General features: G+C 69.2%; 9 protein-coding genes and 3 pseudogenes. 9 read left to right on the top strand and 3 right to left on the bottom strand.

The features are described 5' to 3' along the window. Window positions 1-476 precede the first annotated feature (476 nt). The 3 genes and pseudogenes from ACZ4RZ_RS16240 to ACZ4RZ_RS16250 all read left to right on the top strand — a co-directional run. Entirely contained in the window at window positions 477-689 is a 213-nt protein-coding gene (locus ACZ4RZ_RS16240) for a hypothetical protein (protein WP_467745109.1), read from the top strand. Between the two features lie 828 nt (window positions 690-1,517). Then, complete coding sequence (locus ACZ4RZ_RS16245) at window positions 1,518-1,727, top strand: hypothetical protein (RefSeq protein ID WP_467745110.1); 210 nt, start codon at window positions 1,518-1,520, stop codon at window positions 1,725-1,727. A gap of 412 nt (window positions 1,728-2,139) precedes the next feature. Next, a pseudogene (locus tag ACZ4RZ_RS16250) lies at window positions 2,140-2,271 on the top strand (helix-turn-helix domain-containing protein); the annotation flags it as partial. A gap of 209 nt (window positions 2,272-2,480) precedes the next feature. Here the strand turns inward: ACZ4RZ_RS16250 and ACZ4RZ_RS16255 are convergent. Further along, window positions 2,481-2,900 (bottom strand): annotated as a pseudogene (locus tag ACZ4RZ_RS16255) (transposase); the annotation flags it as partial. A 367-nt stretch (window positions 2,901-3,267) separates the two neighbouring features. Here ACZ4RZ_RS16255 and ACZ4RZ_RS16260 point away from each other — a divergent pair. From ACZ4RZ_RS16260 to ACZ4RZ_RS16285, 6 genes are all read left to right on the top strand, one after another. Then, the gene (locus ACZ4RZ_RS16260) at window positions 3,268-4,986 is read left to right on the top strand and encodes a sialidase family protein (protein ID WP_467745112.1); all 1,719 of its coding nucleotides are present in this window, start codon (window positions 3,268-3,270) and stop codon (window positions 4,984-4,986) included. Then, window positions 4,987-5,451 carry a hypothetical protein gene (locus ACZ4RZ_RS16265; protein WP_467745114.1) on the top strand — a complete coding sequence of 155 codons (465 nt, stop codon included), beginning with the start codon at window positions 4,987-4,989 and terminating at the stop codon, window positions 5,449-5,451. A 601-nt stretch (window positions 5,452-6,052) separates the two neighbouring features. After that, window positions 6,053-7,021: an RNA polymerase sigma factor gene (locus ACZ4RZ_RS16270; protein WP_467745116.1), complete on the top strand. Its 969-nt coding sequence runs from the start codon at window positions 6,053-6,055 to the stop codon at window positions 7,019-7,021. An 87-nt stretch (window positions 7,022-7,108) separates the two neighbouring features. Next, complete coding sequence (locus ACZ4RZ_RS16275) at window positions 7,109-8,014, top strand: alpha/beta fold hydrolase (protein WP_467745118.1); 906 nt, start codon at window positions 7,109-7,111, stop codon at window positions 8,012-8,014. A 115-nt stretch (window positions 8,015-8,129) separates the two neighbouring features. Further along, on the top strand, window positions 8,130-8,819 hold the full coding sequence (locus tag ACZ4RZ_RS16280; protein WP_467745120.1) for an alpha/beta fold hydrolase: 690 nt from the start codon (window positions 8,130-8,132) through the stop codon (window positions 8,817-8,819). Between the two features lie 92 nt (window positions 8,820-8,911). Next, entirely contained in the window at window positions 8,912-9,748 is an 837-nt protein-coding gene (locus ACZ4RZ_RS16285; protein WP_467745121.1) for an alpha/beta fold hydrolase, read from the top strand. A gap of 203 nt (window positions 9,749-9,951) precedes the next feature. Here the strand turns inward: ACZ4RZ_RS16285 and ACZ4RZ_RS16290 are convergent, their stop codons facing one another. Together ACZ4RZ_RS16290 and ACZ4RZ_RS16295 are read right to left on the bottom strand one after the other, a co-directional pair. Next, window positions 9,952-12,750 (bottom strand): ATP-binding protein, encoded by a 2,799-nt coding sequence (locus ACZ4RZ_RS16290; RefSeq protein WP_467745122.1) that lies wholly within the window; start codon window positions 12,748-12,750, stop codon window positions 9,952-9,954. 295 nt (window positions 12,751-13,045) lie between these two features. Continuing rightward, a pseudogene (locus tag ACZ4RZ_RS16295) lies at window positions 13,046-13,954 on the bottom strand (amidohydrolase family protein); the annotation flags it as partial. Between the last annotated feature and the right edge of the window lie 182 nt (window positions 13,955-14,136).

The raw sequence follows: 14,136 nt of genomic DNA on the forward strand, positions 1-14,136 counted from the left end.
CATCGGGCGCAGGGGTCAAGAGAGTGCGATGTCCGCCGCAGGTCTCACGGCACCCCTCGGTCGGCTCGGGGCGGCCGTTTCACCACTGCTCAGGTGCCCGGAGCCAGGACTTTCGACGGCGGTGGAAGCACTGTTCACCGCGGTGGTAGACCACTACGAAGACGCCGACCGGACCATCCGAGCCCTGGAGTCCTTTCAGCAGGCACTACAGGCCGTGCTGGAACCGCCGGCGCTTCCCCGCCGCAGCGGGATCTTGCGTCGACGCAACAACGGAGGCCCGCAGGCTGACTAGCCCTCATCTCCCGCCATTCTGCACCCTCCCGAGGCCTTTGTAGGCGCCCACAGCGACGGATAGCGCAAGCCCGCGAATCCGGCCGATCTGTACGCGCATTGTTGCCATCTACCTACGTCTGAGCTGCCCACCTCTGTCTGCGCTCGCTACATCTGTACGAGGTGCGTTCACAGGAGGGGGGCTTGTGGTGCTGACGATCAATGTGGCGGTGCTCCTGGCGGTCATCATCGTCTTCCGACTTGGCCGCCGGACCGAGGCACGAAGCCGGAACGATGAGAAGCTGACCGTGCTCATCGTCTTGGTGTTCGGCGTGCTCGTCGCTCCGACAGCGTTCGGGCAGGGAATTCTGGACGCGGTGGGGCAGCTGGCGTCTGGGATTTCCGAGTCGGGCCGCTGAGTTCTCGCAGTTCCGGCGCACCCTCCCGCTACAGGTGTCCCTAGCCCCGCCTTCCGCGCCAGGCGACGCGGCCTCCCGTGACCGACTGGAACTGAGACGCTGTGTCAGCCGGAGCGCGCTGCATTCCACTGCGCTGGTTACGGTGCTGGTTCCGCGCCCGGAGGGCTCGACGCGGCGAGGACACAGGTCGTCCACATCCGTACCGTGCCGACGTTGGCGTCCTTGCTGGCGGTGGCGGGGAGGGTGCTGTCGGGGGAGAACCCGATCGTGGAGACTCACCCGGACCGAGGCGGACGACGATGGCAAATCGACTATCGTCCACGCCACCGCCGCAGGCGGCTTCACTGAGCTCGTCGCACACCGCCCTGAGCTGAGTTCTACGCCATGTTACCGGGTGGCAACGGTCGGTGTCCGAAACGGGGCGACGTTCCAGCTTCGGCGAATCTGCACATCGAATGCGCAACCGCTCCACGGTGCGCAATGGATCTACGCAGGGGCCTGCCGGATAGTGCTCTGTTGGTGCGGTCTGTCCCGTTCGGGAATCCTGATGACCACGTCAGTCGCATCCCGGTGCTGCGCGGCATGTAGAGAAGACGCCCTCAAATCGTGTGCGCGCCTGCACGGATGCGTAGCCCGATCGTTCAACTTCCTGGATGCGTTTGCTGGTTGATTGGATGCCCGGCGTGCTCCGTGCTTTGATCCGTTGCGCCGCGGGGGCCACGCGAATGTCTCCGGAAACGGGTGTCGCGCACCTGCGGCTGAGCCCCGCTATCAGTCCCCAGCGGGGCCGCCCCCCTTGTGGATCACCATACGAAGGGAAGTTTCATCATGAACTCCGCTCCCCAGGTTGAGACCGTTGACATCTCCGACGCCGAGCTCGACCTCGTCTCCGGCGGCCTGAACCCGCACGCCAGCCTCGTCGTCGGCCCCACGGCGGTCAGCGACGCGGGTGCCCTGGCCCAGATCGACACCGTCAAGAACGAGGTCCTGGGCGCCGCCGGCCAGTACAACCACGCCGGCGTCAGCGCCTCCCTCTGATCCACAGCTCGAACGTCAGTCGGCGAGCCCTTTCCAACCCGACGGTGTGGTTGGGGCGTTGGCGGCTGCAGGCAGTCGGATCGGCGAAGCTCCTGGCATCAACGGGTTCTTGACCAAGGTCTCCCATTTCTGTCAGGGGCTTCGCCTGCTTATGCGGCCGACGGGATCGCACACCGTCCAGGAACGGCCACGCCTTCTGGGGCGCCCGCACCAGCGGCCAAGTCCCCACGGCACAGGTCACGGCTCCACCGGCCACCGGCGCCGCTGTTCTTGAGGCCTGCCGCGGGCCGGCAGGATGCGCAAGTCGAGAGGGCATGGTGGCCAGGCCGCAGCCGACCGCGACGAGGTGGAGTTGGCCTGCCAGTCGCGGGCGATGTGAGCGATCTCGGGCCTCTCGTCCAGGCCGGACCATATCCCCGTCAGCCGGTCCCTCCCCGAGGAGGGGCGGGCGCCCAGCGCTGTGGCCGAACAGGGAACCTTCACCGCGGCCGCGCCGTCGCCGGGCTACACCCAGTCGGCGGCCTCCCAGCAGGTCGCATCGATCCGGGAGTTCGACTGCGGCAGAGGTCACTGTCACCCGTGCCGCTGAACCAGGCCGACGAGGCGTACCAAAAGATGCTGTCCGGCGCCGCCCGCTTCCGGATGGTGCTCATCACCCGCTGACGTGCTCGCGCCCTATGGCCCTCCTCGCGGTACGGCGACGATCACTGGCGGCGAACGGGAAGGCACTGCGAAGAAATCGGGGCACGCGCCGCCGAGGAACCACTCCTGCGCCGGAACGAAGTCGCCGGAGGACAGACCACGTAGATAGAGCAGGTGCAGCACCTCGCTGATCTTTTGGGACTTGCGGCACCACGGCGGCAGGATTGCGGAGCAGAACCGCCTGCGCTCGCCCGGCTCCACATCGACGCGCTTGTCGTTCACGCGCGGGGACTTCACCTCGACCACCCCGGCCGCGGTGGTGACAATCCGGGGCTGGTGGTAGCCGTTGCGCACCACGGGCCGCCGAACGTTCTCGTTCCCGATGGTCGGCCAACTCGGCTATGCAGGCGTTGACTTCGGCCTCCAGAGCCGCTGTGACATCCGCCGGGCGCCCTCCCGGACGATCTCGTCGATCAGGGAGCCGTTCGACGTGGTGCCGTTGTCGTTGACTACTCCCTGAGTTCGACACAGGTCCTGGGCATGGCTCTCGTGCACGCCAAGCCGTGTCTGCGACCTTACAGTCGCTGTCGACAGCCAGTAGTGCGATCCAGCTGCAAGACGACCGTCTTGGCTCAGCCACGGCCGGCCGGCGGACGGGGCGCACTGTCGAGCCCGCTTCGAAAAGAGTTCGGTTTCTCGCGACGGACACCGTCTGCCTCCCCGTAGAGCAGACGAAGGCACCACCCGTACCGCCACGCACCACGACCCTTCGTCCGACTCGCGAACCCACGAGGTACCTGTGGCCCTCTTCTCCACACTCCGTCTTCCCCGCCACCCGCGGTCGCGGGGGCGTGTCGCCGTCGGGTTGCTGGCGCTCGTCGCCGGCACCCTGCCGAGTGTGTCGGCCGACGCCGCCACTCCGCCCTCCGGATCGGTCAGCGACACCGCGCCCACGACCACATGGAGCGCCGGTCCCTTCGCCGTCCCGAACGTCACCGGCACCACCGGGACGGTGAGCTGCGGAAGTCCGCAACTCTGCGACGACTACGCCCTGAAGGTGTCGGTGCCGATGGGCTACGACGCCGGTCACAGCCTGAGCATCGACGTCAAGTGGCCCGATACCGCAGCCGACTTCGACCTGTACGTCCTCGACGCGGACGGCCGCGAGGTGGCCGCCTCCGCCTCCACCAGCGACCCCGAGACCGTACTGCTCCCGGCGGTGACGGCGTCGTACACCGTGCGCGTGGTGCCCTACGCACCGCTCGGCGACAGCTTCACCGCAACCGCAAGCCTGGTCGCCAACCCGGTCAATCCGCCACCGAGCACGGCCCTCCCGCCGACGTACGCGAACTCCTCGGCACCCGACGGCATCGCGGACGCGCACAATGCCGGTGAACCCTCGATCGGCGTCGACCGCGCGAGTGGCGCCGCGATGTTCCAGGCGTACACATCGACGCTCAAGGTCACCTACGACAGCGCCGGCGCCGCCACCTGGCAGGACAAGAGCGCGAAGGCGGTCAACGGCTGTCCCCAGGGCAGCACCACCAGCCTCGACCCGATCCTGTTCACCGACCCGGCCACCCACCGCACCTTCGAGTCGCAGCTCGCCGGCAAGACCGCCCTGACCTGCTACACCGACGACGACGGCGAGACGTGGACGCCGACGGGCGGCTCAGGCATCAACTCCGGGGTGGACCACCAGACCATCGGCGGCGGCCCCTTCGCCCCGGGCGGGCCGGGCGCCCTCACGTCGTACCCCCACGCCGTCTACTACTGCTCCCAGGACATCGCCGACGCCTCCTGCGCGGTCAGCCGGGACGGCGGTCTGACGTACGGGCCCGCGGTTCCGATGTACTCGCTGCTGGACTGCGGCGGCCTGCACGGGCACGTGAAGGTCGCCCCGGACGGCACGGTGTACGTGCCCAACAAGGGCTGCGGCAGCCATCAGGCCGTGGCCGTCTCCGAGGACAACGGGCTGACCTGGACCGTCCGCCCCGACCCGTCCAGCACCCCCGGTGACTCCGACCCGAGCGTGGGGATCGGGGCCGGCGGGACCGTCTACATGGGCTACCAGAACAGCGACGACACCGCGCGTATCGCCGTCAGCCACGACAAGGGCAGGACGTGGCTGTACGACCAGAACGTCGGCGCGGCCCTTGGCATCAAGAACATCGTCTTCCCGGCCGTGACCGCGGGCGACGACAACCGCGCCGCCTTCGCCTTCCTCGGCACCACCACGGGCGGCAACTACCAGGACACGGCCAACTTCAAGGGCGTCTGGCACCTGTACGTGGCCACCACCTACGACGGCGGCCAGTCCTGGGTCACCGTCGACGCCACCCCCACCGACCCGGTCCAGAAGGGGTCGATCTGCACGGGCGGCACCACCTGCGGCAACGACCGCAATCTCCTGGACTTCAATGACGTCACCCTCGACGCCCAGGGCCGCGTGCTCGCCGCCTACGCCGACGGCTGCACCGGCGCCTGCGCCACCGGCGGCGCGCAGAACTACGACGCACTGGCCTCGATCGCCCGCCAGTCCTCCGGCAACACACTGTACGGCGCATACGACGCCGTGGTCGGCGGCAAGCACAAGAAGCCCAGAAGGGGCCAGTAGATGAAGCCTTTGCCCCCGGCTGCCGTACTGATCGGCGCCGCCCTCAGCCTGGCGGCCGTCACCGGATGCTCGGCGGAGCCCTCGGTGGCGCCGCCGTACGCGGCCGGGAAAACGGCCGGCACCGCGCCCGGCGGCTGTCCCACCGACGCCTCACTGCCGCTTCCCAAGGACTTCCCGGCAAACCTTCCCGTGCCCGACGGTGCGGTGGTGACCTCGGTGCAGCACCGCACCGGCGACCGGCTCGTCGTCACCACAGTCGTACGGGGCCGCTTCGACGCCGCCCTGGCGTTCCTGCAGAAGAAGCTCCCCAAGGCCGGCTACGCCCTGAGGGAGGGCGAGGTGGAGGAGGACGACGCCGAGTCGAACTTTTCGTCCGCGACCGTCGAAGGCCGCTGGACCCTGCGGAAGATGCCCGACTGCGAGGGAGGGATATACCTGACATACCTGACGTCTGCCGTCTCCTGAACTCGGCCCGGCGGAGGCCTCTTCCCGGCCAGTAGTGCTACGAGTGACCACCTGACGCGCCAATCCTGGTCGCTTGGCCGGTCCCTGGTAGTCCACCACCTCCACGGCGCCCAGCGCGTGGAGGTGCACGTGGTCGGTTGACCTTGACAGCGGAACGATCACCTTTGCTGATCAGGCACGCGAGGGGCGGGGCCGCGTCGACCCCAAAGACGCTGTTGCGGGCGGAGACCGCGTACAGGTTGCCGTTGATCACCATGGCCGGGCTCAGCGAGACCCATCGGCGTTCGAGGAAGGTACGCGGATGGGTCCGCCAGAGCTCCTCGCCTGTTCGAGTGTCCACGGCGAACAACTCCCCGTAGCGCGTGGGGTACACGGGACGCCGGCGGAGCGAACGTGGCCGCGGCCGATATCGGGTTGACGGCCGACGAGGTCGCCGCGCTCGACGGGCCGGCCGCGCAGGCGGTGGGCGGGCGTTACCGAGCGATGCGGGGGCCGTGGCGCTGCGGCGTGGCACGACGGTCCCCGCACCGGTCGGCCGAGAGAGACATGGCGATCACGTAGTACGGTCACGCACGACGGCGGACGCTGGAAGTGGGACCCCATGAACCGGAACTCGGACGAAGCCGCGCGCATCGAGGACGCGGCGCTCACCCGAGCCGCGCAGGCGGGTGAGGCCACTGCCCTGGGCCTGCTGCTGGAACGGCACCGGGCAGGTATGCGCGCGGTGGCGCTGAGCATTCTGGGGCCGGGGCCCGACGCCGACGACGTGGTCCAGGACGCGGCCGTCACCGCGCTCCGCCGCGTGGGCGACGTCCGCGACCCGGCGGCCGTGGGCGCATGGCTGCGGATGATCGTCCGCAACGCCAGCCGTTCCCTGTTGCGGGACTCTGTCCCCGTCCAGCCGATCGACGGTCTGCACCTGCCCGCCACGGACGCCGGTCCGGAGCGGTGGCTGGAGCAGCACGCGATGCGGGACTGGATCTGGGAGGCCGTCGAAGAGCTGTCCCCGGCATTGCGCCTGCCCCTGGTGCTGCGTCACTTCAGCACCGGCGTCACGTCCTACGAACGGATAGCCGACGCCTGCGGGGTCCCGGTCGGCACGGTCCGCAGCCGGCTCAACCAGGGACGCGCCAAGCTCGCGACAGCCCTCGCCGCCACGGCGGACGCCCCGCACGGCGACACCGCGCAGCGCCTCCGCGCCAGCCGTGTGGAGGCGCGCGAGACACTGGCCGCCGCCGAGAGCGGACGCTTCGGCGCGCTGATGACGGAGCGCTGGTCGCCCGAGATCGCCCTGCTCAGGGGGAACGAACCAGTGGGCGGCAGGAGCGTCCTCGTACGCGGCATGGACGGCGACCTCGAGGCCGGTGTACGGCAACGCCTGGTCCATGCCGTGGCCGGCCGGTCCCTTGTCGTCTGGGAGATGGACCTCCTCGGCCCCGCCGACAACCCCGACCACTGCCCGCCCTCGGTGGCCTGGCTGATGACCCTGGACGGCGCCGGTCGTCCGCATCGGCTGCGTCTCCTGCACCCCAGGCCGGTGCCGGCCATCCAGCAACTCACCCCGCTGTGACGGGCGTCACGTAGTCCGGGTCGAACTTCGTCCTCTCTCCGGCGTCCTGCCGGTGTCATCGACACCTGCCGGATACGGAGACCCCCCATGACCACCTCTGCGACCGATCCTCTGGCCGCCGGAACGCACACCGTCGAGATCGACGGAGTCGTGCAGCGCTATCACGTCCATGGCACGGGGCCGGTGTGCGTCGCGCATTCCGGCGGACCGGGCATCGTCTGGGAGTACCTGCGCATGCCCGCGCTGGAGCGGCACCTGACGATCGTGTACCCGGAGCCGATCGGCAGTGGCGCCTCCGGCCTGCTGCGTTCCCACCCCCACGGCTACACCCGGCCCCGCTACAGTCGGTTCCTCGGGGCGCTGATCGAGCACCTCGCCGTCCCCGAGGTGCACCTTCTGGGCCACTCGCACGGCGGCTTCGTCGCCCAGTACCACGCCCTGCATCACCCCGAGCGCGTCGCCGGGGTGATCCTCTACGAGAGCGCGCCGCTGACCGGTCCCGAACACGCCGCCGAGGCCATGCGCCTGGTGCAGTTGTTCGCGGAGCGGCACGCCGGCCATCCCGAACTCCCCGAGGTCCTGGCGGCTTTCCGGGCCCTCCCCGCCATCTCCGACGACGCACAGATGACAGCCGTCGCCAGGGGGCTGCTCCCCGCGTACTTCGCCGACTACTGGGGCAGGGAGGAGGAGTTCGCTCCCTTGCGTGCCTCCGTGCGAGCCACGCACATCTCCGGGCTGGACGAAAACCTTTCCCCGCACGTCATCGACGACCGTGCGGACCTCGGCTCACTCACCGTACCGACCCTCGTCGTTGTCGGCCGCCACGACGTCATCTGCGGGGTGCGGTGGGCCGAGGAACTGCACCGGCTGATCCCCGGATCGGAACTGCTGATCCTGGAGAACAGCGGGCACTTCGGTCACCTCGAGGAGCCGGAGGCCTTCTCGCGGGCGGTGACGCGTTTTGTGACGGCCGCGGCGCGAAGCACGGCATGACCTTCCCGTCGGCCTCGCTCGTCGCGCAACTAGGTCATTTGGTCGAAGCCGGAACGGACAGTCCGGCCTAGCTTGTAGCTGCCCGGAAGGTTTCCGGCAAACAAGGAGCAATCACATGAGTGCCGTGAAGAACATCGTTCTCGTGCATGGCGGATTCGTCGACGGTTCCGGCTGGCAGCCGGTCTACCGCCTCCTCACCCGCGACGGCTTCAACGTCAGCGTCGTGCAGAACCCGACCCACTCCCTCGAAGGTGACGTGGCGGTCACCCGGCAGGTCCTCGACGCCCAGGACGGGCCGGCCGTGCTCGTCGGCCACTCCTACGGCGGGGCTGTGATCACCGAGGCCGGCCGACACGAGGGTGTGGCCGCGCTCGTCTACATCGCGGCCTTCGCGCCGGACAAGGGCGAGTCGGTCGGCACCCTGATCGCCGACCCGGCTCCCGGTGCGCCCGTTCCGCCGATCCTGCCGCCCCAGGACGGCTTCCTGTTCCTGGACCGTGAGAAGTTCGCCGCGTCGTTCGCGGGCGATGTGGCGCCCGAGGAGGCGCGGTTCATGGCCGACTCGCAGGTTCCCTGGGGTGTGGCGGCGCTCAACGGGACGGTCGCGGAGGCCGCCTGGCGTGCCAAGCCGAGCTGGTATCTCGTCGCCACCGACGACCGCATGATCCCGCCGCCGGCACAGCGCACGATGGCCGAGCGAGCCGGAGCCACCGTGAGCGAGGCCGCCGGAAGCCACGCCATCTACGTCTCCCGGCCGGAAGCCGTGGCGGAGCTGATCAAGCAGGCCGCCGCCCACCAGGCGTGACCCGGCACGGGCCGGTCGGTGCCGACCCGGGAAGCCGCACGACTCGAATCACACCCCGCCCCGCCCACCAGGAAAAGAAGAAAGCGGAGACCATGCGCAAAAAGGTCGTACGTCACGGAATAGTCGCCGCAGCCGCCGCGGGCGCCGCAGCGGCTGCCCTTCTGGCGTCGACGGCGTCAGCGACGCCGACGTCCACCCAAACGGACGCTGCCAAGCCGACGGTGGTGCTCGTGCACGGTGGCTTCGCCGATGCGTCCGCGAGCTGGAACGGCGTGATCAAGCAGCTCCAGAGGGACGGCTATCCGGTCGTCGCGCCCGCCAACCCGCTGCGTGGACTGCCGACCGACGCGCCCTACCTGGCGAGCGTCCTCAAGTCCATCAAGGGTCCGATCATCCTGGCCGGGCACTCCTACGGCGGTGCGGTGATCACCAACGCCGCGGCCGACAACCCCAACGTCAAGGCCCTCGTCTACATTGCCGCGTTCGTGCCCGACAAGGGCGAGCAGCTCGGCGAGCTCATCAACAAGTACCCGGGCACCGAGATCCCCGACGCGGTCAACGCCGTGCCGTACCCGAATCCGGACGGCAGCACCGGTTCGGACCTCTACCTCAAGGCCGACAAGTTCCGCAGCGCCTTCGCCGCGGACCTCCCGGTGTCGGTCACCAACGTCATGCAGGCGGCTCAGAGGCCCTTCAGCGCATCTTCCTTCACGGACGTCACTCAGGCCGCCGCCTGGCACACCATTCCCTCCTGGGGCCTGGTCGCGACGGAGGACAAGGCCATTCCGCCGGCCCTGGAGCGCTTCGAGTACCAGCGTGCTCACGCTCGTGGCACGGTCGAGGTCTCGGGTGCCTCCCACTCCGTCATGATCAGCCACCCCGACGCGGTCACCAACCTCATCAAGAGAGCCGACCGCGGCACGCGCTGATCGCAGTCACTCCTCCGCGACAGCCCGCCTGTTCCCAGGCGGGCTGTCCGCTTCGATTTCTGTGCCGGCGGCCGGTTCGTGCACACCTCACGCGCCGAGGAGGCGCTGCTCCGCCAGGCCCGCCGAGCCGCCGCACACAACGCGCGCGGCAAGGCGGCCGTAGAGGATCGAGACGGGTGAGCCGAACGGCCGCCTCGACGGAATCACGCCGTCGTGCCGGTCAGCGCGTCGCGCAACCCGGCACGCGAGGTGACGTTCAACTTCCGGAACACCCCCCGCAGGTGGGCGGCCACGGTTCGGGGAGACAGGAAGAGCTGCGCGGCTATCTGCTTGTTGGTCAGCCCCGTGGCGGCGAGCTGCGCCACCTGCCGTTCCTGCGGAGTCAGCGGTGAGGGGAGGCCTTCGCCACGTACGACCGTCTTGAGGGGGATCCCGCTGGCCCGCAGCTCGTTCGCCGCTCGCGCACTCCACGGCGCGGCTCCCAGGCGGTCGAATGTGCTGAGCGCGGCGTCCAGGTGTACGCGGGCCTCCACGCCTGCTTTGGCTCTGCGCAGTCTTTCGCCATAGGCCAGGCAGATCCGGGCCCAGTCGAACGGCCATCGCTCGGCGTCGGGCGTGGCGATGGCCGCTTCGAACAGTTCATGGTCGATGAAGTCCTGGATGGCCATGGCCCCGGCGGCATCGGTCAGCATGGCCAGCCGCGGCGAGATCGACGGGATGTCGGTCTTTCTGACCGCCGCGACGTGCGCGGCTGCTTCGGAGTGGCGGCCGGAGCGAACGGCGGCTTCGGTGAAATCCAGAAAGAGCCACAGAGCGTGCGGCATGTGTGAGGGCAGTTGGCCGGGCGTGCCCAGTCCTTCGAGAAGGCGGTAGGCGGCGTCGAAGTCCGCGCTGCCGAGCGCCGACAGGGCCCGGATGTGGGAGGCGTAGACGCGGAGCGCACCCAGCCCTCGGGGGTTCCCCCAGGAGATGAGGCGGTCCGCGACTCTCCGCGCGGTGGTGTTGTCTCCCTGTGCGGCGGCCAGCAGCCCCTGAAGGAACTGGCCTGAGCATGCCAGCAGGCGGTAGTTGTATGTCGCGCACCACCCGAGACCCTCGTCCGTGGTCTCCCGGAGGTCGTCCCACTGTCCACTCGTGTAGGCGTCGTTCCCCAGGAGGAAGAGCGCCTCGATCGCCGAGGTGATGGCGCCGCCGTTTCGGCCGTCGTCGATGACGCGCAACAACGCGCTGCGGCAGCCCGGCAGGCGGTCGACATAGGCGGCGGAGAGGGCGGTCCGCATGATGCGTGTGGGGTCTGCCTCCTGGTGGAGACCGGAGATGAGCTCGTCAAGACCCACCAGCACGGACAGTGCCGCGTGGGCCGGATCGCCGAAGGCGCCCCGGATCACCGGCAGCAGGGGCTCCGAGGAGCGCAGGCGTCGCGTCATGGCACTGTCGAAGGAGTGCCACAGGTCCGGCCTTCCGCCGAAGAAACACACCAGGGCCAGGGTGTGCAGTGCTTCGCGGAGGATGTGGTCGTCCGCGCCGTCGGGCAGGTCGTGGTTGTCGATGGCACCGACGAGAAGCCGGTGAGCGGTGTCCACGTCGCCTTCGCCGTTGAGGAGATGGCTGGCCGCCGCGGCGGCGGCAGCCAGGGAATCGGTGCCGACCGGATCGGCGTGGCCGGCATGGTCCAGCAGAGCGCGCACGTTGCGGAGATCACCGGTGATGGTGGCGCCCAGACAGGCCGCCTCGGCCAGCCTTCGTCCCTTGGCCGTCCCCGTGCTGCTCAGCTCCGAGGCGCGCAGCAGGGTGGTGATGGCGCCTACGGCGTCACCGCGGCGCAGGGTGCTGTAGGCCACCTCGCGCAGGAGGGCGGCCACTTGGTCGTCGGGGCCCACGGCGGCGTCGGCGAGGTGCCGGGCCCGGTGTTCGGAGCCTTCCGGCAGTTCCCCGGCGAGTGCCAGATGACCCCACCGGCACTCGGCACTGGTCGACAGTTCCATGACCGCGGAACGGGTGAGAGGGTGCCGGAAGACCAGACGGCCTGTGAGGGTGTCGACTTGTACGAGTCCGACCCTCTCGGCAGGAGACAGCCCGGTCAGGCCGTCAGGGCCGCCCATGGCCTGCTGAAGGATGTGCAGATCGCCCGAGCCGTCCAGGACGGCGAGCAGGAGCAGTTTCCGTGTCGCGTCCGGGAGCGCGCCGATCCGAGCGGAGAAGATCCTTTTGAGACGCTCGGTCAACGGCAGCACGGTCGGCAGCGTTCCTCGCTCTGTCCGCTGTGCGTTATTGAGCGTGACGGGCAGCTCCAGCAGCGCGAGGGGGTTTCCCCGGGCTTCTGCGACAAGACGCCGGCGGACCCTGGCGGCCATGGCGGGGAATCGCTCGGTCACCAGCTCGTTCGCCGATTCGTCATCCAGAGGCTGAACCTCGTGCGTCGGTATCCCGGTGCTGCTCAGGAAGGACTCGTCACCGGTCCGGGACGCGGCCAGCAGGGCGATGGAACCGGCGCGTATGTAGCGGACGACGGTTCCCAGAACCGCGGCGCTTGGCCGGTCCAGCCACGCCACGTCATCGATGATCAGAGCGAGAGGACTGCTCTCGGTGGCGGCCCGGGTGAGCAGGATGTGCACAGCGTTCGCGATGACGAGCAGCTCGGTCGGCTCCCCTTCGGACAGCCCTCGGACCGCCTGGAGCGTTTCCGCCTGTCGTGCGGGCAAAGCGGGAATCTCTCCGGCCAGCGGGTGCAATATCTGGTTCAGCGCCGAGAAACTGACACTTTCCTCGAACTGCGAGCCGACGACACGCAGAACCTGGAAGCCGGTCTCGGACGCGCGCAGGGCCGCAGCGTCCAGCAGCGCGCTTTTGCCCACCCCGGCCTCTCCGGTCAGCATCAGCGCGGTACCCCGCGTGACGGCTGAGCCGAAGAGGGCGTCGATGATCGCCAGCTCCGCCGACCGTCCGATGAGGCCGGCGCGGTTCTGGTCGCCTGCCGGGGCCGACGATGCAAAAGATGCCATGAAGCCCTCCGTAGTAGTGGGGCGGGATCAGCGACATGACGGGAAGAGCCACGGAAAGTTCGACGCCGAAAGAGTGACCTGCATCACATTTCCTGCAAAGAGCGGACGCTCTCGTGAACGCGGGCCACAAGGTCGGCGTCGTGCAGAACCCGACCCGGACGGTGCCGTTCAGCGCTTCGACTCCCCACGGGACGGTCCGCCTGTTCATACGAGGTTCCGCCGCGTCAGTCGCAGCACGCTGGGCAGCGATGCCGTCGACACGGACCGTCTCACCGTTCACGACCACGGGCTCACCCGCGACCCAGACGTCTCTGACCCCGCGAGAGCCGGCCGCCCACACGAGATTGGCGAGCAGGCGAGCGTCCTCGACGTCCAGACCCTCGGCGAAATGCGGCCCGTCCACGGAGATATGAACCATGTCCGCCCAGTTTCCCGGGCGAAGGGCTCCGATATCCGTCCTGCCCAATGCCGCGGCTCCGGCCGAGGTCGCCATCAGAAAGGCATCCGCGGCGGTGAGGGCCAAGGGGTCGGCGGTGGAAAGACGGCAGAACGTCATCGCGAGACGCGCCTCCTCCCACAGGTCGAGATCGTCGTTGCTCGCGGGCCCTTCGGTACCGAGACCGACCTTGAGGGTCGCGGAGCGGAGTGCGTGGAGGGAAGCCGTTCCCGAGGCGAGTTTGGCGTTCGAGCCCGGGCAGTGCGCGACACCGGCTCCCGACTCCGCGAGCAGCCGGATGTCGCCGTCGGAGAGGTGCACGGCATGGGCCACGAGCAGCCGCCCGTTCAGGAGCCCGCTCTTCCGCAGCAGTTGGGGAACCGATCCGTGCCGCTCCCGCTGTGCGACGTCCTCGGCGAGAGTCTCCGCGACATGGATGTGCACCAGGGCCCCTCGTCGGGCGGACTCCTCCGCCGTCGCGTGCAGGGCTTCGGGAGGCAAGGTGTAGGCGGAGTGCGGCCCGTAGCAGAGTTCGATGCGCTCACCCGGCCCGAAGCGCAGACCGTCCGCGTCGATCCACTTGCCTATGGCCTTGAGATCACCGCGCCAGCCGTCTCCGGGCCGGTCGAAGTAGGCGGGTGCGATGAGGACACGGTTCCCGGCTCGCAGTGCCGCGTCGGCAGCCGTCGACGCCGGGACGACTGCCGTCACACATTCGCTCGGCAGGCGGTCCGGAGTCCGACGTGGAGACGACTCTCCCAAGGCCATGGCGATGCCGTCTTTCGCCCCGGCGCGCAGTCCTTTCGCGTAGACGCGATGTCCGGTCAGGGCCGCCGGGACGGCACCTCGTCCCGGCCGGCGGGGTGTTCACGGCCCGTACGCGGCGTCGGCGCCGGCGTTGGCCTCCCCTGACGCTGATCCCCTGCAAGGGCTCGGTCGTCTTGAGGGAT

It is taken from the genome of Streptomyces sp. NPDC027189 (assembly GCF_055566975.1).